Source organism: Micromonospora haikouensis, assembly GCF_900091595.1.
GTDB lineage: Bacteria > Actinomycetota > Actinomycetes > Mycobacteriales > Micromonosporaceae > Micromonospora > Micromonospora haikouensis.
On the sequence record NZ_FMCW01000006.1, the window covers coordinates 98347 to 120672 of the forward strand.

Annotated in this window: 15 protein-coding genes; 4 read left to right on the forward strand and 11 right to left on the reverse strand. The window is 72.8% G+C overall.

The features are described from left to right. Nucleotides 1-22: 22 nt before the first annotated feature. The 6 genes from GA0070558_RS07990 to nrdR all read right to left on the reverse strand — a co-directional run bounded on the left by GA0070558_RS07990 (nt 23) and on the right by nrdR (nt 9681). Nucleotides 23-265, reverse strand: a complete 243-nt coding sequence (locus GA0070558_RS07990) for a DUF5522 domain-containing protein (protein WP_091277312.1) — start codon at nt 263-265, stop codon at nt 23-25. Between the two features lie 110 nt (nt 266-375). Next, nucleotides 376-1056, reverse strand: coding sequence for a class I SAM-dependent DNA methyltransferase (locus tag GA0070558_RS07995; protein ID WP_091277314.1), 681 nt, complete (start codon nt 1054-1056; stop codon nt 376-378). Between the two features lie 11 nt (nt 1057-1067). Next, on the reverse strand, nt 1068-1250 hold the full coding sequence (locus GA0070558_RS08000) for a hypothetical protein (protein ID WP_176734139.1): 183 nt from the start codon (nt 1248-1250) through the stop codon (nt 1068-1070). 231 nt (nt 1251-1481) lie between these two features. Continuing rightward, entirely contained in the window at nt 1482-2435 is a 954-nt protein-coding gene (locus GA0070558_RS08005; RefSeq protein WP_091277316.1) for a DUF2332 domain-containing protein, read from the reverse strand. 135 nt (nt 2436-2570) lie between these two features. Further along, on the reverse strand, nt 2571-9089 hold the full coding sequence (locus tag GA0070558_RS33815; protein ID WP_256091813.1) for a ribonucleotide reductase barrel domain-containing protein: 6519 nt from the start codon (nt 9087-9089) through the stop codon (nt 2571-2573). A 79-nt stretch (nt 9090-9168) separates the two neighbouring features. Continuing rightward, entirely contained in the window at nt 9169-9681 is a 513-nt protein-coding gene (gene nrdR, locus GA0070558_RS08035; protein WP_043962490.1) for a transcriptional regulator NrdR, read from the reverse strand. Between the two features lie 584 nt (nt 9682-10265). Between nrdR and lexA the strand changes: the two genes are divergently transcribed. Then, nucleotides 10266-11051, forward strand: coding sequence for a transcriptional repressor LexA (gene lexA, locus GA0070558_RS08040; RefSeq protein WP_043962489.1), 786 nt, complete (start codon nt 10266-10268; stop codon nt 11049-11051). A gap of 164 nt (nt 11052-11215) precedes the next feature. On the opposite strand, the gene GA0070558_RS08045 is transcribed toward lexA, so the two are convergent. Then, nucleotides 11216-12892 (reverse strand): WD40 repeat domain-containing protein, encoded by a 1677-nt coding sequence (locus tag GA0070558_RS08045; RefSeq protein WP_091277318.1) that lies wholly within the window; start codon nt 12890-12892, stop codon nt 11216-11218. A 104-nt stretch (nt 12893-12996) separates the two neighbouring features. Next, nucleotides 12997-14448, reverse strand: coding sequence for a GTPase HflX (gene hflX / locus GA0070558_RS08050; RefSeq protein ID WP_091277320.1), 1452 nt, complete (start codon nt 14446-14448; stop codon nt 12997-12999). A 205-nt stretch (nt 14449-14653) separates the two neighbouring features. Between hflX and GA0070558_RS08055 the strand changes: the two genes are divergently transcribed. Further along, nucleotides 14654-16129, forward strand: coding sequence for an NAD-dependent malic enzyme (locus GA0070558_RS08055; RefSeq protein ID WP_091277321.1), 1476 nt, complete (start codon nt 14654-14656; stop codon nt 16127-16129). A gap of 121 nt (nt 16130-16250) precedes the next feature. On the opposite strand, the gene dapF is transcribed toward GA0070558_RS08055, so the two are convergent. From dapF to GA0070558_RS08070, 3 genes are read right to left on the reverse strand one after another with little or no spacing between them, the layout of a single operon-like run. Next, nucleotides 16251-17096 carry a diaminopimelate epimerase gene (gene dapF / locus GA0070558_RS08060; RefSeq protein WP_091277324.1) on the reverse strand — a complete coding sequence of 282 codons (846 nt, stop codon included), beginning with the start codon at nt 17094-17096 and terminating at the stop codon, nt 16251-16253. A 7-nt stretch (nt 17097-17103) separates the two neighbouring features. Continuing rightward, nucleotides 17104-18042, reverse strand: coding sequence for a tRNA (adenosine(37)-N6)-dimethylallyltransferase MiaA (gene miaA, locus GA0070558_RS08065; protein WP_091277326.1), 939 nt, complete (start codon nt 18040-18042; stop codon nt 17104-17106). Further along, on the reverse strand, nt 18039-18863 hold the full coding sequence (locus GA0070558_RS08070) for a class III extradiol ring-cleavage dioxygenase family protein (RefSeq protein WP_176734140.1): 825 nt from the start codon (nt 18861-18863) through the stop codon (nt 18039-18041). Before GA0070558_RS08070 ends, miaA begins: the two co-directional genes overlap by 4 nt. A gap of 152 nt (nt 18864-19015) precedes the next feature. Between GA0070558_RS08070 and GA0070558_RS08075 the strand changes: the two genes are divergently transcribed. Both GA0070558_RS08075 and GA0070558_RS08080 read left to right on the forward strand, forming a co-directional pair. Further along, nucleotides 19016-20224, forward strand: coding sequence for a DUF349 domain-containing protein (locus GA0070558_RS08075; RefSeq protein WP_091277328.1), 1209 nt, complete (start codon nt 19016-19018; stop codon nt 20222-20224). Nucleotides 20225-20611: 387 nt separating this feature from the next. Further along, nucleotides 20612-22285, forward strand: a complete 1674-nt coding sequence (locus GA0070558_RS08080; protein ID WP_091277330.1) for a cellulase family glycosylhydrolase — start codon at nt 20612-20614, stop codon at nt 22283-22285. The last annotated feature ends 41 nt before the right edge of the window (nt 22286-22326 follow it).

Sequence of the window (22326 nt, forward strand, 5' to 3'; positions counted from 1 at the left end):
GGGCCGCCCGGGGCCGGCGGGCTCAGTCGGCCACGTACGGACAGTGTCGGCAGCCTCGCCCACAGCAGGCGCCCCGGCGGGCCAGGAAACCGGCGGTGAGCACGAACAGGCCGGTCGCCGGATCGGGATAGCCAGCCTGCCCCGCCGCGAGGGCGGCGGCGTGCGCGGCGAGGATCCGCCCCCGGTGCGGATGGTCCGGCGGCAGCCGCGACGGGTGCGGCTCGGTCAACGGCCGGTCCGCCAACGGCACCCGCTCTCCCCCCACCGCCGCAGTGTAAGGAAGGGCACCTTGTTAACGCATTCTGCATAGGAAGGGCCCCTTCCTAACACTCCTCGGCGCCCCACCGCCGCGCCCGCCGCCCGGCCCGCCGCCGCCTACGCCGGGTCGGCGTCGTGGGGCCGGCGGGCCAGCAGGTACGCCTGGGGGCCGCGCTCGTAGTCCTCCGGCTCCCGGACCAGGCGGGCGTGCACCGCGAACCCGGCGGCGGCGAGCTGCGCGGCGATCCGGTCCGGCGGCAGCCAGTGCACGTCGTAGGAGACCGTGTGGCCGTACGCCTGCTCCAGGCGGATCCGCCGGTCGCCGGCCTTGAACGCGAGCAGCAGCTCGCCGCCCGGGGCGAGCACCCGGTGGAACTCCGCGAAGACAGTCGGCAGCGCCTCCGGCGGCAGGTGGATGATCGAGTACCAGGCGACGAGGCCGGCGAGGCCGGCGTCGGGCAGCGGCAGGTCGGTCATCGAGGCGACGCCGAAGCGCACCCTCGGCCAGGACTCACGGGCCACGGCGACCATCCCCGGCGACAGGTCGAGGCCGGCGACGCCCAGCCCGAGGCCGCACAGGTGGGCGGTGATCCGGCCCGTGCCGCAGCCGACCTCCACGACCGGCCCGGACGCGGCCGCCCGGGTGGTCCCACCACCGCCCACCAGCTCGGCGAAGGTGGCCAGCAGGGCCCGCTCCAACGGCCTACGCGCCAGCTCGCCGTGGACCAGCCGGGCGTAGTCGACGGCCACCTCGTCGTACGCGGCGCGGGTCTCCCGCAGCCAGTTCGGTTCCCCCATGACGGGCGACCCTAGCCGCTGCCGGACACGACGCGCTGCCCGAGTGCCGCGCGCCGAGGCGGGCCGGGCCGCTGGAACAGCGACCGGTGCCCGGCGCCGGGGATGACAACGTGCTCCTTGCGGGGGGCCTGGAGCTGGACATTCCGCTGGTCGAGCAGGCGCAGCCGCCCCGGCACCTCGTGCTCACCGTCCACGAGGTACGTCGGGACGTCGAGCCGCCGGACCTCGGCGCGAAAGTCCAGGCCCTGCAGGCGCGGGTAGAGCGTGTCCCAACCGTCGATGAAGCCGCGCTCACCGGGCCGGCGACACGGTCGGGTCCACAGGGGACCATCCGCCCGCGCCGGCGACCTGACCCGGTCGACGCGACCCGGGCAGGCGAGACCGGCCGGCCGGGCGAGGGCGGGGTGGGGGGTCGCCGGCGGGGGTCACGCAAACCAGGTGACCGCCTGGCCGTGCGGCCTCGTCCAGGCCAGCGGCGTGCCGTCCAGCGTGAGCACGTTGTGCAGCGTCCCGTCCGGTGGCTCCGGCAACGCGTCGTGCCCCAGCACCTCCGGGGTCTCGTTCGCGAGCCAGTGGCCGGGCAGCGTGCGTACCAGATCGGCGAAGGCCGCCCGGCGCGGAGCCGGCACCAGATAGAGCACGCTGGTGTGGAAGACCACCAGGGTCGCGCCGGCGGGTGCCCGCGCGGCCAGCGCCGGCAGGTCGTCGACGAGGTCGCCGCGCACGAGCAGCGGCGGGTCGGCCGCCGCGACGGCCGCCGCGGCCCGCAGCCGGGCGCGGCGGTGGGCCTGCTCGGGCCAGACGAGGGCGTCGAGCCAGGCGACGTCGGCGGGGTCGGTCACGTCGAGGGGGCTCAGGTCCAGCCCGGCCCGCCACGCCACCACGGGCCGACGGTCCGGCGGCGCGGCACCGGTGAGCGCGCAGTCGAGAACGGGCTCCCCGGAGCCGACCCGGTGGTCGCCGTAGCGGTAGGAGTACCGGTCGGGATAGAGGCACAGCCCCGCCGACGCGCCGACCTCCAGCAGCGCGAGGGGCTGCGGCAGCGCGGCCAGCACCGGCAGGAGCGCCGCGCACCGGCCGGCCTCGTTGGTCTGGGTCGCGCGGGTACGCAGCTGCGCCCCGACCGCCGGCCAGTGGGCCGCCGCGAACTCGCCGAACGCGGCCGGGTCCTCGACGGGCCCGCCGAGCAGCCGGACGACGGCGAACAGCAGATTGGGCTGCCGCTTGGCCTCCGGCACCGTGCCGAGCAGCGCGTGCAGGCGCCCGTCGCGGGCGACGGAGCGGGCCAGCCGCTCGTACGCGGGCGACACCCCGCGCGCCTCGCGGTCGGCGAAATCGACGTAGCTGGCGGCGACCGCCGCATCCACACCTGTCGTCATCGACGAAGGCTAGCCGCTCTGCGGGGTGTGAGAGGGGTGCCCTTCTCTACCGTAGGCGTTAACAAGGTGCCCTTCCTTGCCAACAGGTCGGGCCCCGGGCGCTGGCGCGCCCGGGGCCCGACCTGCCTGCAACACTCAGCTACAACCGCTGGTCGACCCGCAGCCCTCGCAGACATAGCAGCTGCCCGCCGGGCGCATCTTCGTGCCGCAGGTGAAGCAGAGCGGCGCGTCGGCGGCCTTGCCGATCACGGCCTCCAGCAGCTCCGTGCTGGAGCCCACCGACGGGGCCGGCTTCGCGGCGGCGACGTCGGCCAGCTCCTGCGCCGGCTGGGCGACCGCACCGACCGTGGCCGGCTGGCCCGGCCCGGCCTTGGTCTCCGGCGACTCGACCGGCGCGGAGGCCGCCATCGCGGTGAGGTCCGCACCGCTGACCGTCGCGCTCTCCGCCTCCGCCTCGGCCCGCAGCTGGGCGGCCCGCTCCTTGGCGGTGAAGATGCCCAGCTCGGCGCGGCGCTCGTACGGCAGGAAGTCCAGGGCCAGGCGACGGAAGATGTAGTCCATCACCGAGGCGGCCATCCGCACGTCCGGGTCGTCGGTCATGCCGGCCGGCTCGAAGCGCATGTTGGTGAACTTGCTGACGTACGTCTCCAGCGGGACGCCGTACTGCAGGCCGATGGAGATGGCCACCGAGAAGGCGTCCATCACGCCGGCCAGGGTCGAGCCCTGCTTCGACATCTTCAGGAAGACCTCGCCCAGGCCGTCGTCCGGGTACGACGAGGCGGTGAGGTACCCCTCCGCGCCGCCGACGGAGAAGCTGACGGTCTCCGAGGGACGCTTCTTCGGCAGCCGCTTGCGCACCGGGCGGTACTCGACGACCTTCTCCACGACCTTCTCGACGGCCTTCTCCGCCTCGGCCGGGGCCTCGACCGACGCGGTCGCCTTGTTGGGCTTGGCCACCGACAGCGGCTGGCCGACCTTGCAGTTGTCCCGGTAGATCGCCAGCGCCTTCAGGCCGAGCTTCCAGCCCTCGAAGTAGATCTTCTCGACGTCCTCGACGGTCGCCTGCTCCGGCATGTTGACCGTGTTGTGGTTCATGATGCCGTTCGCCACGAAGGCGTGGGTCTCCGGCACCGACAGGTCGAACACCTCCCGCTCACCGGCATCCACGATGGAGTCGACGGGCGAGAAGTGCAGGTTGCCGTCCAGCACCTGGCGCAGCCATCCCGGCAGCACCACCCCGTCGAGGGAGGCCACCCGCTCCACCGTACGACGGGTGACGTGCGTGGTGCGCTCGTCGAGGAGGAACGCGAAGCTCGAACGGTCACCGCGAACGCCGCCCCGGCCCGGCCTTCCCGCTGGAAGGAGGTCGTACAGCTCCCGCCCGGTGATGCCGGGCACGACATCCGCCGTCCCCGTGCCATAGGACTGTGCGAGGTAGCGCGCGGCGGCAGCCGCCTTCTCCGGCTCCAGGAACGGCACCATGCTCACCAGGAGCTGCCCCTGGTAGCCGGCGGCGTAGACCTCGTCGTACGACTTGCCGTACTCGGAGTTGAACTTGCTCACCCGGCCGTGCACGACGCCGAGGTTGGTCAACACGGCCTGCAGGTCGTCCAGCAGGGCCGGGCTGTCCAGACAGATCGCCCACTTCGGCGCGGTCGCGGTCGTCACGTACGCGTCGAGCGCGAGCCCACGCAGGAAGGCCAGCACCATGTCGCGGGGCGAACGCAGCACCGCATCGGGGATCCGCTTGTCGGACGCCCGCGAGCCACAGCCGAGCTCCGTCATGAACTCCACGACGGACTTGGATGACAGGACCACCCCCGGGCACTTGCCAGGCTGCCGGTCGATCCGGGCGGTCAGCCCGAACACCGACTGCCAGGCTGCCTGGATCCGCTCCAGCACCGAGTCGACCGAATTGGTTATGGTGATCGTCCAGTTGCTGCGGCTGGTGTGCCCCTCGGCGGCGTAGGCACCGAGAAGGAATGCCAGCTCCTCCGTCATCTCCTGCGGCAGCGTCACGGCCCGCTGGTTCCCGTAGGACCGCGACGTCACCACGTCTCGCAGGCTCGCCGGGACGGACGACCACAGGTCGGCGCCGTACTGGGTGGCGACGTGGTCACCCGGCTGGAGCTCACCCAGCGTTTTCCAGACCAGTCCGCCGTCCCCGGCGGTGAGCAGTCGGTGCGGGTAGGTGCCGGTCACCGAGTGCCCCGAACGGAGCGTGACCGTCCGCACCGGCCGGACCCCGCCGTAGTAGAACGCGTCGGTCTTGCGGTCACCGTCCAGGGAGGAGATCTTCAGGAACTCCGTCCGGAAGGTGTCCTCCGCCTCGCCCTGATAGAGACTGCCCATCCGGACGAGCCCGTCCCCGGAGGCCACCAGGGTCTCCCCGACGACGCACTTGGAGATGGCGCCGGAGATGAACGGCTGGACGGCCGCCATCATCCGCACGTGCCCCATCGGCGCGATGGACCGCTCGCCCATGGCGCAGTCGAAGACCGGGTAGTGCTCCGGCTTGAGGCCGGGGGCGTCCACCACGTGACCGTGGTCGGCGATGTGCTCGACGATCGCCTCGACCTGCTCCTCGGGGTAGCCGAGGCTGCGCAGGGCGCGCGGGACGGTCTGGTTGACGATCTGCATCGAGCCGCCGCCGACCAGCTTCTTGAACTTGACCAGCGCCAAATCGGGCTCAACGCCCGTAGTGTCGCAATCCATCATCAAGCCGATAGTTCCGGTAGGTGCGAGCACTGCGGCCTGGGAGTTGCGCCAGCCGTGCTTGTCGCCGACCTTGTTGCCCTGGGTCCACTGCTTCGTGGCCTCGCGGACGATCGCGGTGGCGACGGTGCCCGTGGGCTTGATCTCGTCGTTGGCGGCGGCGTGCTTGCGCATGACCCGCTTGTGCGGCTCGGCGTTGCGGGCGTAGCCGTCGTACGCGCCGACGATGCCGGCCAGCTCGGCCGAGCGGCGGTACGCCGTGCCGGTCATCAGCGAGGTGATGGCGGCGGCGACGGAGCGGCCCTGCTCCGAGTCGTACGGCAGGCCCGAGGCCATCAGCAGCGCGCCGAGGTTGGCGTACCCGATGCCGAGCTGCCGGTAGGCGCGGGTGGTCTCGCCGATCCGCTCGGTCGGGAAGTCGGCGAAGCAGATCGAGATGTCCATCGCGGTGATGACGAACTCGACGCTACGGACGAACTTCTCCACCTCGAACCCGCCGTCGGCCCGCAGGAACTTCATCAGGTTCAGCGAGGCCAGATTGCAGGACGAATTGTCCAGGTGCAGGTACTCCGAGCAGTTCCGGACCACGACGCCGTTGGCGATGTAGGAGTGGTTACGCGGCTCGGACAGGTTGTAGGTGGTCTCGATCCCGTCGAACTCGCGCTTGGCCAGAGTCGCCGTCTGGTCCGTACGGTAGAAGCGCTTCTCCCTCAGCCAGTCGGCGAGCCGATCCGCCTTGCGCGGGTGGGCGAAGCCGATCGCCGCCGCGAAGGTCGGAATGTTCGCTCCGCTGATCCGCAGGTCGTAGAGCTGCCCGCCTGTGTAGCTACGGTCCTCACCAGCAACGGTGGTGTAAGAGAAGGAGGGGCCTTCCGTGCGACTGGTGTAGATCCGGCTGCCGATGCCGAAGCAGCTCAGCATCCGCTGCACATCCCGCAGCAGTTCGACGGAGACCGAGCCGAGCCCGACGTAGCGGGTGTCGTTCGCGGTCTCGGCGGCGCACCCGTCGGCGTCGAACAGGCCCTTGAGGAACTCCGCCTGGATCTCCACGGGCGCCTCGAGGACCGCCGCCGGGACCCGCTTGTCGGCGGCCTTGCCGGCGCTGACCCCGAGCCCGACCAGGAAGTCCACGACCGCCGTCCGGCCGGCCCGGAGCTGGACGGTGCCGTTCGGCTGCTCCGACGGCTTCGGGGTGAAGCCGAGCAGCTCCGTGAGCAGGGTCTGGTGCCGAGGCAGGAACGCTTCGCGCTCCTCGGCGCTGTATACCCAGGTGGCGACGGGATTGTCACCGCGCTCCTCGCTGCCCAGACGCACGCAGCCGTCACCGGTGAGCCAACCCAGCAGGTGAGCGAACTCCTCGGTCCACTTCTCCGGCAGCCGGGACTCCCGCTGCCACTTGGTGGTCACCACGTCACCGGGCCGCACCGCCGTGCCGGGCCGCATGGCGAAGGCGCGGGAGGCGGCCACCGCCGGCGTGGGCAGGTTCAGCGGGAGGATCCGGTCGGAGCTGGTCAGCTCTGCCGCCTCGACGTAGCCCCGGTTGGTGGTCCAGATCCGGTGGTTCGGCGTGCAGCGCAGCACCATGCCGTTGCTGAACTCCAGGCGCAGAATCTCGTTCGTGCCCGTGATCATCAGCGCTTCGGGGCTGGTCAGCTCGATCCGGTCTGCGGGAGCGTCCGGGTTGGTCGCGTCATGGGTGTAGATGCCGAACGTCTCGCCCTGCCGCGCCCGGTCGATCAGCGCATCGAACCGAATCAGCCCCTTGTCCGTGTGCACCAGGGTATCTGCGGTGAAGCACGGGTTGGACGCGGTGATCCGCCCGGTCTCCGGGCAGGTGTGCCAGTCGTTGATCGTGTCGTCGTACTGGAGGCCGGGGTCGGCGCACTCCCAGGCGGCCTGGGCGATGGTGCGGAACAGCTTCTTGGCGTCGATGGTCTCGATGGTCTGCCCGTCGAGCCGGCCGCGCAGGTCGAAGCCGCCGCCGTTCTCGACGGCCGACATGAACTCGTCGGAGACGCGCACCGAGTTGTTGGCGTTCTGGTACTGCACGCTGACGATGTCGTTGCCGCCGAGGTCCATGTCGAAGCCGGCGTCCCGCAGCGCGCGGATCTTGTCCTCCTCGCGCGCCTTGGTGATCACGAACTCCTCGATGTCCGGGTGGTCGACGTCGAGGATGACCATCTTCGCCGCGCGCCGGGTGGCGCCGCCGGACTTGATGGTGCCGGCGGAGGCGTCCGCGCCGCGCATGAAGCTGACCGGGCCGGAGGCGGTGCCGCCGGAGGAGAGCAGCTCGCGGGAGGAGCGGATCCGGGAGAGGTTGACCCCGGAGCCGGAGCCGCCCTTGAAGATCAGCCCCTCCTCCTTGTACCAGTCGAGGATCGAATCCATCGAGTCGTCGACGGAGAGGATGAAGCAGTTGTGCACCCGGAGGTTACCGGCGAGGAACTCGCCGCTCTCCGTCTGGATGTCATAGACCTCCATCGCGCCGAGCGGCTCGATGCGGTCGATCTCCAGCCGCTTGACGCCGCCGGCCGACCGGCCCGCCTTGGCGAAGCTCTGCTCGAGCTTGGCCATCTTCTCCGCGCCGACGAACCCGATGTGGGTGGCGAAGAGGTCGCGGTCGCCGTCGTTCTGGATGCGGACCGACCAGCAGTCCTTGCGGTTCGAGCGCGGGTCGGGCTTGTGCGCGACGCGGGAGAAGATCCCGAAGCGCAGCAGCAGGCTCTGCACGCCCCGGATCAGCTTCTCCGAGACCATGTCCACCGCGACGAGCGTCGAGTGCTCGCGCGCGGAGACGTAGCCCTCGGCCTGGAAGATGCTGCGCAGGTACGCCGCGACGACCGGCAACGGCGCGGTGAAGAGTTGCCGCGGCACCTCCATCTCGACGCCGCGGGTGAGCAGGTCCCACTTCTGCACGAACGGGCGCAGGTGCTCGCCGTAGAGGCGGGTACGCCGACAGTCCAGCTCGTCGCTCTGCGTCGTCACGGTGCGCTCGTGCCGGTGCGCGTCGCCGAAGACCTCGTCGAGGGTGACGGCGACCCAGTCCAGCTCGTCGTCGTTGACGGTCATCGCCTCGATCGTCAGCGACCGGTTGGTGCCCTCGTCGTACTGCCCCACGAAACCATCGGACTGCAACCAGCCGGCGAGGGCGGCCTCGCGGATCTCCCGCAGGTCGATCTCACTCTCGCCGTAGGCGTAGGTGCGGTGCCATTCCAGCTTGTCGCCGGGCGCGAGCGTGCCGGCCTCGACCCACTGGCCCGTGCCGTCGCCCGTGCTCTTCCACACCACGTGGTCCGGCGTGACGTCGAGTTGGTAACCCGCCTTGGTGTGCAGCCGGATGACCTCGCGCACCCCGTTGGCCTTGACGGCGACGATTCTGGTCAGGCCGCCGCCGTCGTACACCTTGGCCCCGACGGCGTTCTCCTCGACCAGCTTGCCGATCGGCACCAGGCCGCCGGGGGTGCTGACCAGCGAGTCGTAGGGCAGGCACGCGCTGACCTGCTGGGGTGAGGGCGTGCCGACGTTGAACCAGACCGGCGAGTTGAAGCTGAACACCTGGTGCAGCAGCATCCAGGTCAGCTCCTGGGCGAACACCTCGGCGTCGGCCGGGGTCGCGAAGTAGCCGTGCTCCTCACCGGCGGCGCGGTAGGTGCTGACCACCCGGTCGATGAGCTGCCGCAGCGACCACTCCCGCTCGGGGGTGCCGACGGCGCCCCGGAAGTATTTGGTGGTGACGATGTTGGCCGCGTTGACGCTCCAGGACTCGGGGAACTCGACCCCGCGCTGCTCGAAGTTGATCGAGCCGTCCCGCCAGTTCGTCATCACGACGTCGCGGCGCTCCCACGTCACCTCGTCGTAGGGGTGGACTCCCTCGGTCGTCCACACCCGCTCGACCTTCAGGCCGGTGCTGGCCTTCGTCCGCGTCCGGCTTGCTGTCACGCCGTCCCCCGCCATCTCATCCGCCCCCTCGTCTGCGCGGTCACCCGCCGCGCGTCCAAACTGTCAGAAACCAGGAAAATCAATTGGTACGGCCGGCGGCCCCCGCCGCGGCCGCCCCGTCGCCGGCCCCGGCGCCCTCCCGGGCGCGGGCGGCGGCCCGTAGGGTCTCGATCTCGCGCTCGAAGTCCGCGAGGGAGTCGAACGAGCGGTAGACGCTGGCGAAGCGCAGGTAGGCCACCTCGTCCAGGTCCCGCAGCGGGCCCAGGATCGCCAGGCCCACGTCGTGGCTGGGGATCTCGGCGGCCCCCTTGGCCCGGATGGTCTCCTCGACCTTCTGCGCGAGCAGGGCGATCGAGTCCTCGTCGACCGGTCGCCCCTGGCACGCCTTGCGCACCCCACCGACGATCTTGATGCGGCTGAACGGCTCGGTCACCCCGCTCCGCTTGACCACGGCGAGCACCGCCTCCTCGACGGTGGTGAACCGCTTGCCGCACTCGGGGCAGGACCGCCGCCGCCGGATCAGCTGGCCGTCGTCGGCCTCCCGCGAGTCGACGACCCGGGAGTCGGCGTGCCGGCAATATGGGCACCGCATCGCCTGACCTCCTTCATCGACGGCGGGCCGACAGGCATCCCCGGGCACGCGAAACCGCGGTGCCGGCCCCGCTCGGGGACCACCACCGGGTGCGGTAGCGGGGAGTGCGGTCGGTAGTCGAACCCAACCTGTAGGCGACTTACGCCCGTGTGACTACTACATCTAGGGGTTGACCGTATGCGTCCGGCGGACCGTGGTCAAGTTCGCCGGGGCGTGTCCGGCGCGTCGCCAGAATCACGTCGACGCCCCCTCCGCAGGGCCGCCGAAAGCCCCAACGCGGCACGCGTCCTCCCGGTCACGCCCTGCGGCCGACCAGCCCTCGAACGAGGGCCGGGCAGGGCGAACGTCGAACTGACGTTCGAGCGCGCGTACCATTTATCAGAACAGGCGTTCGGATTTCCCGCTTTTCGAGTCCGACACGCCGACGAAGGTCGTACAGATGTTTGAAAATGACCGATCTCACCTATACGGTCAAGAACAACCGGGCCGGCGAGCCACGCGGACCGGTCGAGGCAACCGCGCGCGGCTCCGACCCCACAGCCCCCGAGCCGCCGGGCACCGAGCGCCGACCAGGGAGGACGGACGTGACCGAGGACCGGGCCAGCCGGCCGAAGAACCCGCAGCAGAGCACCGAGGCGGGTCCGCCGGCCACCCGGCGCCCCCGCGCCGCGCGCAGCCGGGCCGCCCAGCCGGCCGTGCGTCCGGTCACCCCGGTGGTCAGCAGCTTCCCCGACCCGGCCACGGTCGACCTGACCGCGCGGCAGCGCCGCATCCTGGAGTTCATCCGCACCTGGGTCGAGCGGCACGGCTACCCGCCGAGCGTGCGGGAGATCGGCGAGGCCGTCGGCCTCGTCTCCCCGTCCAGCGTCGCCTACCAGCTCAAGGAGCTGGAGAAGAAGGGCTTCCTGCGGCGCGACCCGAACCGCCCGCGCGCGGTGGACGTGCGGACTCCCAGCGACACCCTCGACGACGAGGCGAGCCGCTCGCAGCGCCCCGCCCCGGCGTACGTGCCGATGCTCGGCCGGATCGCCGCCGGTGGCCCCATCCTCGCCGAGCAGGCGGTGGAGGACGTCTTCCCCCTCCCCCGCGAGCTGGTGGGCGAGGGTGAGGTCTTCATGCTCCAGGTCAAGGGCGACTCGATGCTGGACGCGGCGATCTGCGACGGCGACTGGGTGGTGGTGCGGCAGCAGCCGACCGCAGAGGCCGGCGACATCGTCGCCGCGATGCTCGACGGCGAGGCGACCGTGAAGACCTACCGCCGCCGCGACGGCCACGTCTGGCTGATGCCGCAGAACCCGGCCTTCGACCCGATCCCGGGCGACGACGCCACCATCATGGGTCGCGTCGTCGCCGTCCTGCGCCGCATCTGACGGTTTGCCGGCCCCCGGCCCCGCCCGACGGGTAGCCGGAGGGCGCCGGCCCCGCGAGGAACGGCCCGGGTGCCCGCGCACCCGGGCCGGAAGATCAGCGGCGGTCGTCGTCGCGATCGCCCCGGCCGCGAACAGCCCGGCCCTGCGCCAGGGCGCGACGACGGTCAGTAGCGGTCGCCCCGGTATTCGCGGCCTCCGCCGGGCGGCTGGCCGTAGCCGTCGCGCTCGTCGCCGGGCCCGCCGTCGCCGTGTCGTCCTCCGCGTGGGTCCCGGGGGTCGCGCCCGCGCCGGGGCGGCTCGGCCCGCCCGCCGTAGACCCCGCCACGGCCCGGCGGGGCCGGCCGGTCCGGCTGCGCCGCCCCGCCGCCCCGGCCGGGGGGAACGCCGCCGGGCTGCCCGCCGCCGTAGCCGCCGCCGGCGGGCCGCCCTCCGCCGCCGCCGTACACGCCGCCGCCCTGTGGTGGGCGGGCGGCACCCGCCGGGCGGGCCGCGCCGCCGTACACGCCGCCGGAGGGCGGGCGCGGTCCGCCGGCGGCAGCCGGGGTCGCGGGGTAGCCGCCACCGCCCGCCGGCGCTCCGCCGTAGACGCCGCCCCGGCCCCGGCCGCCGCCGGGCGGCGGCTCCTCGACCGGCCGCCCCCGCGCGGGTCCGCCCGGACCGGCGTTGAGCGGGAACTCGTCGCGCTCCGGCAGGTCGGCGTCGCCCGCCGGGTCGTCGGGCGGCGCGGGACGCCGCCGGGCCCGCAGGATCCCGACGATGCCGGCACCGACCATCAGCGCGCCGATCACGCCGACTGCCGCGATGAGGTACGTGATCTCGTCGAGGCTCAGCCCCTCCATCCACGACTTCTCCGCCGCCGGCTTCGCTACGTCGTCCCCGCCGGCGACTGGCTTCGCACCTTCCGTCGAGGGCGTGTAGCTCAGAATCTCGATCGGCTCGCCCTCCTCCATGGACCCGCCGTCGGACACGGTGACGAAGGACTTCCCGTCCGGGGTGTAGGCGATCGCCTCGCCGAACGGGTCAGCCAAGGGGGTAACCCGGGGTTTTCCGGCAGTCAGAGCAGCCAGGACATCACCGTTCGCCACGTCGAACTCGAACGCGTCTGCGTACGTACGCAGCACCACGCGGGTGCCGTCGGGAGACCGAGCGGCCCCGGTAATCGCGATCCGGCCGAGCGGGCCCATCCGAGTATCGGTGTCAGTCTTCGGCAGCGAGACCTCGCCGACCCTGGTCATCGGCACGGGGTCGGTGTCGCCGCTGTTGAGCTTGCCCTCCGGGGTGAAGATCTCGGCCTTGCCGCTGGCCACCTTCGTGATGATCAGCGGCTTGCCGTCGTCGCCAATCAGCAGCGCCTCGGCGTCGTGCGGCTTCTTCTCCGGGTACGACAGCCGGTGCAGCACCGGCCGGGTCGATCCGTCGGCCGGCATGCTCCACACCGCGACCCGCTCCCGGCGCTGGGTGCTGGTGATGTTGTCGCCGATGTCGCCGATCCAGAGCTTCCCGCCGTCCGGCGAGAGCGCCAGGTCCTCCGTGTCGAGCGGGCCGTTGCCCGAGTAGCGGACCTCCTTCGTCACCTGGCACTTGGTATCGAGGAAGAACACCCGCTTGCGGTCCTCGATGGTGGTGCCGTCGTTGATCACGACGTAGCCGCTCTTCGTCGCCACCAGGCCGGAGAGCTCGCGCAGCCGCTCGTCGGTGACGGCGCAGCGCTTCTTGCCGGGGGTCGGCTCGGGGGCGGCGGCGGCCCCGGGGGCGGGCGCGGCCAGGGCGACTCCGGTGAGCGCCACGGTCGCCCCGAGCAGGCCGAGGGCAACCGTGACCGAGGAAACAGCGCGGCGCATGGGGTCAGTGTCGCATGCCCGTGTAAACGCGAGGAGCACGCCGGACCGCCCGTCGCGGTGGTCCGGTGTGCCCCTCGCTGTCGCATTCGGTGCCGGGCCCGGGTTCACCGGGCGGCAGCGGCGACCCGCCCCTCGTCGGTGGCGAACGGCGCCAGTTCGGCGGCGAGCGCCTCGCTGACCCGTACGTGCAGCATCGTGCCCTCGGGCAGGTGGGCGGAGCTGAGCACCTCGCCCTGCCGGTGCACCCGGGCGACCAGGGCCCCCCGGTCGTACGGCAGCACGGCCCGGACCTCCACGGCGGGGCTGGGCAGCCGCGTCTCGATGGCCGCCCGCACCTCGTCGATCCCCCGCCCCGAGCGGGCCGAGGCGAACACGGCGTCGGGCCACAGCCGCTTGAGCCGCAGCAGGGTCTCCTCGTCGGCCGCGTCGGTCTTGTTGACCACCAGCAGCTCGGGGAGCCGGTCCGCGCCGACCTCGGCCAGCACCTCGCGGACCGCCCGGACCTGCTCCTCCGGGTCAGGGTGGGTGCCGTCGACGACGTGCACCACCAGGTCGGCCTCGGCGACCTCCTCCAGCGTCGAGCGGAACGCCTCGACAATCTGGTGCGGCAGGTGCCGGACGAAGCCGACGGTGTCGGACAGGGTGTAGATCCGCCCGTCGGGGGCGGTGGCCTTGCGGGTGGTCGGGTCCAGGGTGGCGAACAGGGCGTTCTCCACCAGCACGCCGGCACCGGTCAGCCGGTTGAGCAGGCTGGACTTGCCGGCGTTGGTGTAGCCGGCGATGGCCACGGCGGGCACCGCGTTGCGGGACCGGCGGGCGCGCTTGGTCTGGCGTACCGTCCGCATGGCCTTGATCTCGCGGCGCAGCCGGGAGATGCGGTGCCGGATGCGCCGTCGGTCGGTCTCCAGCTTGGTCTCACCGGGGCCGCGGACGCCCACGCCGCCGCCCGCGCCGCCGCCGCGGCCGGAGCCACCGGTCTGCCGGGACAGCGTCTCGCCCCAGCCGCGCAGCCGGGGCAGCAGGTATTCGAGCTGGGCCAGCTCGACCTGCGCCCGACCCTCCTTGCTCTTGGCGTGCTGGGCGAAGATGTCGAGGATCAGGGCGGTGCGGTCGACCACCTTGACCTTGGTGCGCTGCTCCAGGTTGCGCAGCTGGGACGGCGACAGCTCGCCGTCGCAGATCACCGTGTCGGCGCCGCTGGCGAGCACCACCGCGCCGAGGTCGTCGACCTTGCCCCGGCCGATGTAGGTAGCGGGGTCGGGGCGGCTGCGGCGCTGGATGAGCCCTTCGAGGACCTGCGAGCCGGCCGTCTCGGCGAGCAGCGCCAGCTCGGTGAGGGAGTTCTCGGCGTCGGTCTGCGTGCCCTCGGTCCAGACCCCGACGAGGACGACCCGCTCCAGCCGGAGCTGGCGGTATTCGACCTCGGTGATGTCGGTGAGCTCGGTGGAGAGGCCAGGGACCCGCCGCAGCGCCTGCCGCTCCGACAGCTCGAACTCCCCGGTGGTCGCCTCGAGCTCGTCGTCCGTGAAGGGTACGTAGGTCTCCTGGTCGCGCAAGCCGCGCCTCCTGTCCGTTATGTGCCGTGGCGACGGATTCTGTCGCGTACGACCAATCCTGACACGTGTCAACGCCGGACGCACCGCTATATGCCCGTCGTGTGGACCACCGAACGTGGGGGTGAGTGCTCCGCGATCCGGGCGGGCGAGTAGAAATGCGGGCGAGGTACGACCGACCCCGATCAGCGTTGACGGAGGGAATCCTGTGGCCATCACCCGACTTCCGAGCGCGGGATTCTCGATCACGATCCGGATCTCCGTGCCGGCGGACGCGTCCTCGATCGGCCGGCTGACCACCTCCGTCGGCGAGGCCGGGGCGATCGTCACCGCGCTGGACGTGGTCGACTCCGACCCGACCCACGTGCTGGTCGACCTCACCTGCGACACCGCCGACGCCGGCCACGCCGACCAGGTCGTCGACGCGCTCACCGCCCTGGACGGGGTGGACGTGCGCAAGGTGTCCGACCGCACGTTCCTGCTGCACCTCGGCGGCAAGATCGAGGTGAGTTCCAAGGTCGCGCTGCGCAACCGCGACGAGCTGTCCCGGGCGTACACGCCGGGGGTGGCCCGGGTCTGCATGGCGATCGCGGAGAACCCGGCCGACGCCCGCCGGCTGACCATCAAGCGCAACACGGTCGCGGTGGTCAGCGACGGCTCGGCGGTGCTGGGCCTGGGCAACCTCGGGCCGGCGGCGTCGCTGCCGGTGATGGAGGGCAAGGCGGCGCTGTTCAAGCGCTTCGGCGGGGTGGACGCCTGGCCGGTGGTGCTCGACACCCAGGACACCGACGAGATCGTGGCGATCGTCAAGGCGATCGCGCCCGCGTACGGCGGGATCAACCTGGAGGACATCGCCGCGCCGCGCTGCTTCGAGATCGAAGCCCGGCTGCGCGCGGCGCTGGACATCCCGGTGTTCCACGACGACCAGCACGGCACCGCGATCTGCGTGCTGGCCGCGCTGACCAACGCCCTGCGCGTCGTGGGCAAGCAGCTCGCGGACGTGCGGGTGGTCGTCTCCGGCGCGGGCGCGGCCGGCACCGCGATCATGAAGCTGCTGCTGCGCCAGGGCGTGGGCGACATCATCGCGTACGACCGGCAGGGCGCCCTGCACCGCGGCCTGCCCGGGCTCAACCCGGCCTGGCAGTGGCTGGCCGAGAACACCAACAAGGAGAACTACTCCGGCGACCTGGCCGGCGCGGTGCGCGGCGCGGACGTGTTCATCGGGGTGAGCGCGCCCAACCTGCTCACCGGCGACGACATCGCCACGATGGCCAAGGACGCGATCGTCTTCGCGCTGGCCAACCCCGACCCGGAGGTCGACCCCCGGGAGGCGCGCAAGCACGCCGCCGTGGTCGCCACGGGCCGCTCCGACCAGCCCAACCAGATCAACAACGTGCTCGCCTTCCCGGGCGTGTTCCGGGGCATGCTCGACGCGCACGCCGAGGAGTTCACCGAGGAGATGGCGATCGCGGCGGCCCGGGCCATCGCGGACGTCGTCGGCGAAGACAAGATCAACCCGACGGTCATCGTGCCCAGCGTCTTCGACTCCCGGGTGGCCCCGGCGGTCGCGGCGGCCGTCCGCGCCGCCGCGCAGACCCCCGCCGCCGCGACTCCCCCGCCGGCCGCCGACCCGGGCCCGGCGGACCTCCCCGAGATCGCCGCCGCCGCCAGCGCCACCCCCTGACCCACCCCGCGTCCCCCCGGGTTCGCTTCGGTGATCAAGAGGTTTGCGTCATCGTCGAGATCGACCCTGACGCTTTTCTCTTGATCACCGTCCCGAGCCCGGCCCGGGCGGGGGCGGGAGGTCAGTGGGGCAGGGCCGTCGGGGTGACCGTGCCGGTGGCGATCAGGAGGGCCGGGCCCGCGAGCCAGCAGGAGTCGTCGGTCACCGTGACCGTCAGGCGACCGCCGGGCACGTCGACCGTCATCGTGCCCGTGTCCCGGCCGGCGTCGCGTAGGGCGACCGCGGCGACCGCGCAGGCGCCCGTGCCGCAGGACAGCGTCTCGGCGGAGCCCCGCTCGTGGACCCGCATCAGCACGTGCCCGTCGGTGCCGTCGACCGGGTCGCCGGGGACGGTGAACTCGACGTTCACCCCGGCCGGGAAGAGCGCCGGGTCGAAGGCGGGGGCCCGGGTGAGGTCGAGCGCGCCCAGCTCCAGCCCGGCCGGCAGGGCGCAGACCAGGTGCGGGTTGCCGACGTCCACGGCGGTGCCGGTGAGGGTCAGCCCGCCCAGGGCGGCGGTCGACGTGTCGTACAGCCGGGGGCGGCGCATCTCCACGGCGATGTCGTCGCCCTCGACGCGGGCCCGCACCAGGCCGGCCCGGGTGAGCACCGGCACGGTGCCGTCGACGGGCGCGGCCAGCCCCTGCTCCAGCAGGTAGCGGACGAAGACCCGCGCGCCGTTGCCGCACATCTCGGCGAACGAGCCGTCGGCGTTCCAGTAGTCCATGAACCACTCGGCCTCGTCGGCCCGGCCCGTCCCCTCGGGGTGCTTGGCGGCCCGCACCACCCGCAGGACGCCGTCCGCGCCGAGGCCCCGCCGCCGGTCGCACAGCGCCGCTACCAGGCCCGGGGTCAGGTCGAGCGCGCCGTCCGGGTCGGGGAGGATGACGAAGTCGTTGCCGGTGCCGTGTCCCTTGGTGAACTCCACGCCCCCATCATCGCGCAACCGCGCCGACGAGACTCAGGGCCGCCTCGGCCAGCCCCGGGTCGGCGGAGTCCAGCCAGTGGATCCGCGGGTCGCGCCGGAACCAGGAGCGCTGCCGGCGGACGAACCGCCGGGTGGCCCGGATCGTCTCGTCGTGCGCCTCGGCCTCGGTCAGCTCGCCGGCGAGGAAGCGCAGCACCTGCTGGTAGCCGAGTGCCCGGCTGGCCGTGCGGCCCTCGGGCAGCCCCTGGTCGAGCAGGCCCCGGACCTCGGCGACCAGGCCGTCGGCCCACATCCGGTCCACCCGCAGCGCGATCCGCTCGTCGAGGGCTGCGGTGTCCAGGTCGACGCCGAGCTGCACCGACGGGTAGTACGGGGTGGGTTCGGGCAGCGCCGCCGTGAACGGGGCACCGGTCAGCTCGATGACCTCCAGGGCCCGGACGATCCGCCGGCCGTTGCCGGGCAGGATGCCCTCGGCCGCCGCCGGGTCCGCCGCGCGCAGCCGGGCGTGCAGGGGGGCGGGGCCGGCGGCCGCCAGTTCCGCCTCCAGCCGGGCGCGCAGCGCCGGGTCGGTGCCGGGGAACTCGAACCGTTCCAGCACCGCCCGCACGTACAGCCCGGAGCCGCCGACCAGCAGCGGCACCCGGCCCCGGGCCAGGATGTCGTCGACCGCCGCGCGGGCCAGCCGCTGGTATTCCGCGACGCTGGCCGGCTCGGTCACCGGCCAGATGTCGAGCAGGTGGTGCGGCACCCCGTCCCGCTCGGCCGGGGTGAGCTTCGCCGTGCCGATGTCCATGCCCCGGTAGAGCTGCATCGAGTCGGCGTTGACCACCTCGCCGCCGAGGGCGTGGGCGAGGGCGATGCTCAGCGCCGACTTCCCGGCGGCGGTCGGCCCGACGACGGCGACGACGGTGCCGCGCCCGGCACGCCCGTCGCTGCCCGCGGTCACGCCGGCTCCCAGGTGGCCACGAAGTAGGCGACGCCGTAGGGCGCGTCGTGGTAGGTCAGGTCGCCCCGCCAGTCGCCGCCCGCCGCCCGGGCCGCGTCGGCCAGCACCTGCCAGGGCGCGTGCCCGGCGACCTTCAGCCGCGCCGACACCGCCGGGTCGAGGCCGAGCAGCGCCTCGGCGTCCGCGCCGGCCAGGGCCTGGGCCACCCCCTCGTCGTACGTTCCCGCGAGCGGGTCGGCGTAGCCGGGGGCCTTCGTGCCGTGGCACGCCGAGCCGTCCCCGAGCACCAGCAGCGCCACCCGGGTGCGGTGCCGGTGCACCTGCCCGGCCAGCGCGGCCAGCTCGGCGGGGGTGGCCTCGGCGGCCACCTGGGCGGCGTCGACCGGCACCCCGACCCGGTGCCGGGCGAGCAGCCACGCGCCCACGGCGAGGCTCAGCGGGAGTGTGGGGGCGTCCGCCGTCGCCGGGGCGTCACCGGCGACCGGGACGGCGCGCGCCGGCAGCGGGCTATCGTAGTGGAGCTCCGCCGGGAGGGGGACGGACAGGTCCGCTCCCCAGGGGCGGAAGGAGCCGACGGCCGGCGGCGCGATCCACCCGGTGGCCGGCCCCGTGCCCAGCAGCACCAGCCCGTCGGGGGCGCAGGCGAGCAGCCGGGCCACGGCGGCGTCGGCGGCGCGGCGGAGTTCGTCCAGCTCAGCGGCGGCGGCGCCGGCCAGCTCGGGCACGATCAGGGGCGGGTGGGGGCAGACGGCGGCGGCGACCAGAGGCACCCGTTCACCGTAGCGGGACCCGCCGGTGCGTCCCCGCGCCGATCCGGTCATCGGGGGGCTAGGACACCGTATGGTCACGGTCGACGACAGGCGCTCGACGCGGACGGGGGCGGACCTGTGACAATGCCGGGAGTAACTTTGCTGCGCCGTGGCGGCGCTCGCGGGCCCTCGCCCGTCGACGCCGGGAGAACGAGGATGGGCACATGAGCGACTGGACGGCCTTCGGACGGGTGGACGCGGACGGCACCGTGTACGTCAAGACCGCCGAGGGCGAGCGAGTGGTCGGATCCTGGCAGGCGGGCGCTCCGGAGGAGGGACTGGCCCACTTCGCCCGCCGCTTCGCGGACCTGGTCACCGAAGTGGACCTGACCGAGGCACGGCTCAACTCGGGCGCGGCGGACGCCGGACACTCGTTGACCACGATCCGCCGGATCCGCGCCTCCCTGGCCGAGGCGCACGTCGTCGGCGACATCGACGCCCTGGCCGCGCGGCTGGACAAGCTCGCCGCGGTCGCCGAGGAGAAGGCGGGCGAGGCGCGCGCCGCGCGGGAGGCCGCGCGGGGCGAGGCCCTGGCGCGCAAGACCGCCCTCGTGGAGGAGGCGGAGAAGCTGGCCGCCGAGTCGACCGGCTGGAAGACCGCCGGGGACCGGCTCAAGGAGATCCTCGACGAGTGGAAGACCATCCGGGGTGTCGACAAGAAGGTCGACGGCGAGCTGTGGAAGCGGTTCGCCGCCGCCCGGGACGGTTTCACCCGCCGCCGGGGCGCGCACTTCGCCTCCCTGGACTCGCAGCGCAAGCAGGCGCAGCAGGTCAAGGAGGACCTGGTCGCCGAGGCGGAGAAGCTGCGGGAATCGACCGACTGGGCGGCCACCGCCAACCAGCTCAAGGACCTGATGAACCAGTGGAAGGCCGCCCCGCGCGCCGCCAAGGAGGCCGAGCAGAAGCTCTGGGAACGGTTCCGGGCGGCCCAGGACGCGTTCTTCACCCGGCGCAGCGAGGTGTTCTCGGCGCGGGACAACGAGCAGCGGGCCAACCTGGAGCGCAAGCAGGCGCTGCTCGCCGAGGCGGAGGCGCTCGACGTCGACGCCGACCCGAAGGGCGCCCAGGCCAAGCTGCGCGAGATCCAGGCGCAGTGGCACGAGGCCGGCCGGGTGCCGCGGGAGGCCGCGGCCGGGCTGGAGCGGCGGCTGCGGGTGATCGACGACAAGGTCCGCGAGGTGATGGACTCGGCGTGGCGTCGGACCACCAAGGAGGACAACCCGCTGCTGGCCCAGATGCGTTCGCAGGTCGCCGAGGCCGAGGAGCGGCTGGCCCGGGCCCAGGCCGCCGGGGACAACCGGCGGATCAAGGAGGCCGAGCAGGCGCTCGCGTCGAAGCGGCAGTTCCTCCAGCTCGCGGAGCAGGCCGGCTGAGCTGACCGTCCCGGAAGCCCCCGGTCCCCATGCGGGGCCGGGGGCTTCCGGCTGTCCGGGGCGAGTCCCCCGCGGTTGACGCATCCAGGTGAGCTGATGACAATGGTCCGCGGAGCTAGGTAGCAGCACCGGCGCGAGGGGCACCGACGGCGGGTTCGCCGTCGCGCGTCGCCGGTTCACCGCGAGCAGTTGCGTCCACGTCGCCGTCATATCCCCGCATCGCGCGTCCCGGGTCGGCACCCCGTGCCTGCCCGTCGACACGCCGGTCGGCAGCACCCCGTGCCTGCCGGTCGGCACGCCGCCCTGCGGGCACCGGGCGACGGCCCTCCCCCTGGTTCCCCGCCCGCGCCGCCCCGTGCGGCCGCCGGCATCCGAAGTGGAGTCCGCATGCACAGATCCACCGCCCTCGGCGGCGCGCTCACCGCGCTCGCCACCGCCGCGGCCAGCGTCCTCGTCGCCGCCGCCGTCGGCACCGCGCCGGCAGCCGCCGCCGCCGGCGGCACCGGCACCGGCTACCTGCACACCAACGGCAGCAAGATCGTCGACAGCACCGGCGCGACGGTCCGCCTGACCGGCATCAACTGGTTCGGCATGGAAACCGACAACAAGACCTTCCACGGTCTGTGGTCGAACAACCCGTGGCGCGGTCAGCTCGACACGATGGCCCGCCTCGGCTACAACACGCTGCGCATCCCGTACTCGAACGACGCGCTGAAGCCGGGGGCGACGGCCAGCGGCATCAACGACTTCGTGAACCCCGACCTGGTGGGGCTGTCGCCGCTGCAGATCCTCGACAAGGTCATCGCCTACGCGGGCAGCAAGGGGATGCGGGTCATCCTGGACCGGCACCGGCCGACGGCGGCCGGGCAGTCGCCGCTCTGGTACACCTCCACCGTCTCGGAGGCGACCTGGATCAACGACTGGAAGATGCTGGCCCAGCGGTACGCGAACAACTCGACCGTCATCGGGGCTGACCTGCACAACGAGCCGCACGCCGAGGGCACCAACCCGGCGGCCACCGGCGCCTGCTGGGGCTGCGGCGACACCGCCCGGGACTGGCGGCTGGCCGCCGAGCGGGCCGGCAACGCGATCCTCGGGGTGCAGCCGAACTGGCTGATCTTCGTCGAGGGGGTGAGCTGCCCCAGCGGCGGCCTGTCGAACGTCTGGGACAACGACCCCAGCAACGACGAGGACTGCGGCTGGTGGGGCGGCAACCTGTCCAAGGCCGGGCAGTTCCCCGTTCGGCTGAACGTGGCGAACCGGCTGGTCTACTCCCCGCACGAGTACGCCACCAGTGTCTACGAGCAGAACTGGTTCTCCGCGCCGGACTACCCGGCGAACCTGCCGGCGATCTGGGACAAGTACTGGGGATACCTCTACAAGCAGAACATCGCCCCGATCATGATGGGCGAGTTCGGCAGCACCCTGGCCGACCCGCGCGACAAGGTGTGGCTGGAGAACCTGATGGCGTACACGGGCACCGGGGTCAACGGGATGTCGTTCACCTACTGGTCGTGGAACCCGAACTCGGGTGACACCGGCGGCATCGCGCTGGACGACTGGACCAACGTCAACACGGCGAAGCAGGCGATCCTCCAGCCGTACCTGATCGCGCCGGTGGGTGGCGGGACCGATCCGACACCGACCGGAAGCCCGACGGGGACGCCGACGGGGACGCCGACCGGCACCCCCACGCCCACGCCGACCCCCACGCCGACCTCCACCCCGCCGCCGACGACCACGCCGCCGCCGGCCGGTGGCTGCACCGCCACCTACAAGCAGGTCAACTCGTGGGCGGGCGGCTTCCAGGGCGAGCTGACCGTGAAGAACGGCGGCTCGTCGGCGGTCAACCCGTGGTCGGTGACCTGGAACTGGCCGGCCGGGGTCACGCTGGTCAGCGGATGGAACGCCACCGTGACGCAGTCCGGCACGGCGGTGACGGCCGCCGCGCCGGCCTGGTCCGCGTCGCTCGCGGCGGGCGCCTCGGTGACCGTCGGCTTCACCGCCAACGGGTCCGCCTCGGCGCCCGGCACGGTCAAGCTGAACGGCGTCGCCTGCTGAGCCCGCGCGTCACCGCATGACGGCGGCCGGCACCCGACACG

Coding starts and splice junctions, on each gene's coding strand:
- GA0070558_RS08080 (WP_091277330.1), top strand. CDS start 20,612: ATGCACAGATCCACCGCCCTCGGCGGCGCGCTCACCGCGCTCGCCACC.
- GA0070558_RS08005 (WP_091277316.1), bottom strand. CDS start 2,435: ATGACGACAGGTGTGGATGCGGCGGTCGCCGCCAGCTACGTCGATTTC.
- GA0070558_RS08070 (WP_176734140.1), bottom strand. CDS start 18,863: ATGACCGGATCGGCGCGGGGACGCACCGGCGGGTCCCGCTACGGTGAA.
- GA0070558_RS07995 (WP_091277314.1), bottom strand. CDS start 1,056: ATGGGGGAACCGAACTGGCTGCGGGAGACCCGCGCCGCGTACGACGAG.
- GA0070558_RS08075 (WP_091277328.1), top strand. CDS start 19,016: ATGAGCGACTGGACGGCCTTCGGACGGGTGGACGCGGACGGCACCGTG.
- nrdR (WP_043962490.1), bottom strand. CDS start 9,681: ATGCGGTGCCCATATTGCCGGCACGCCGACTCCCGGGTCGTCGACTCG.
- GA0070558_RS08045 (WP_091277318.1), bottom strand. CDS start 12,892: ATGCGCCGCGCTGTTTCCTCGGTCACGGTTGCCCTCGGCCTGCTCGGG.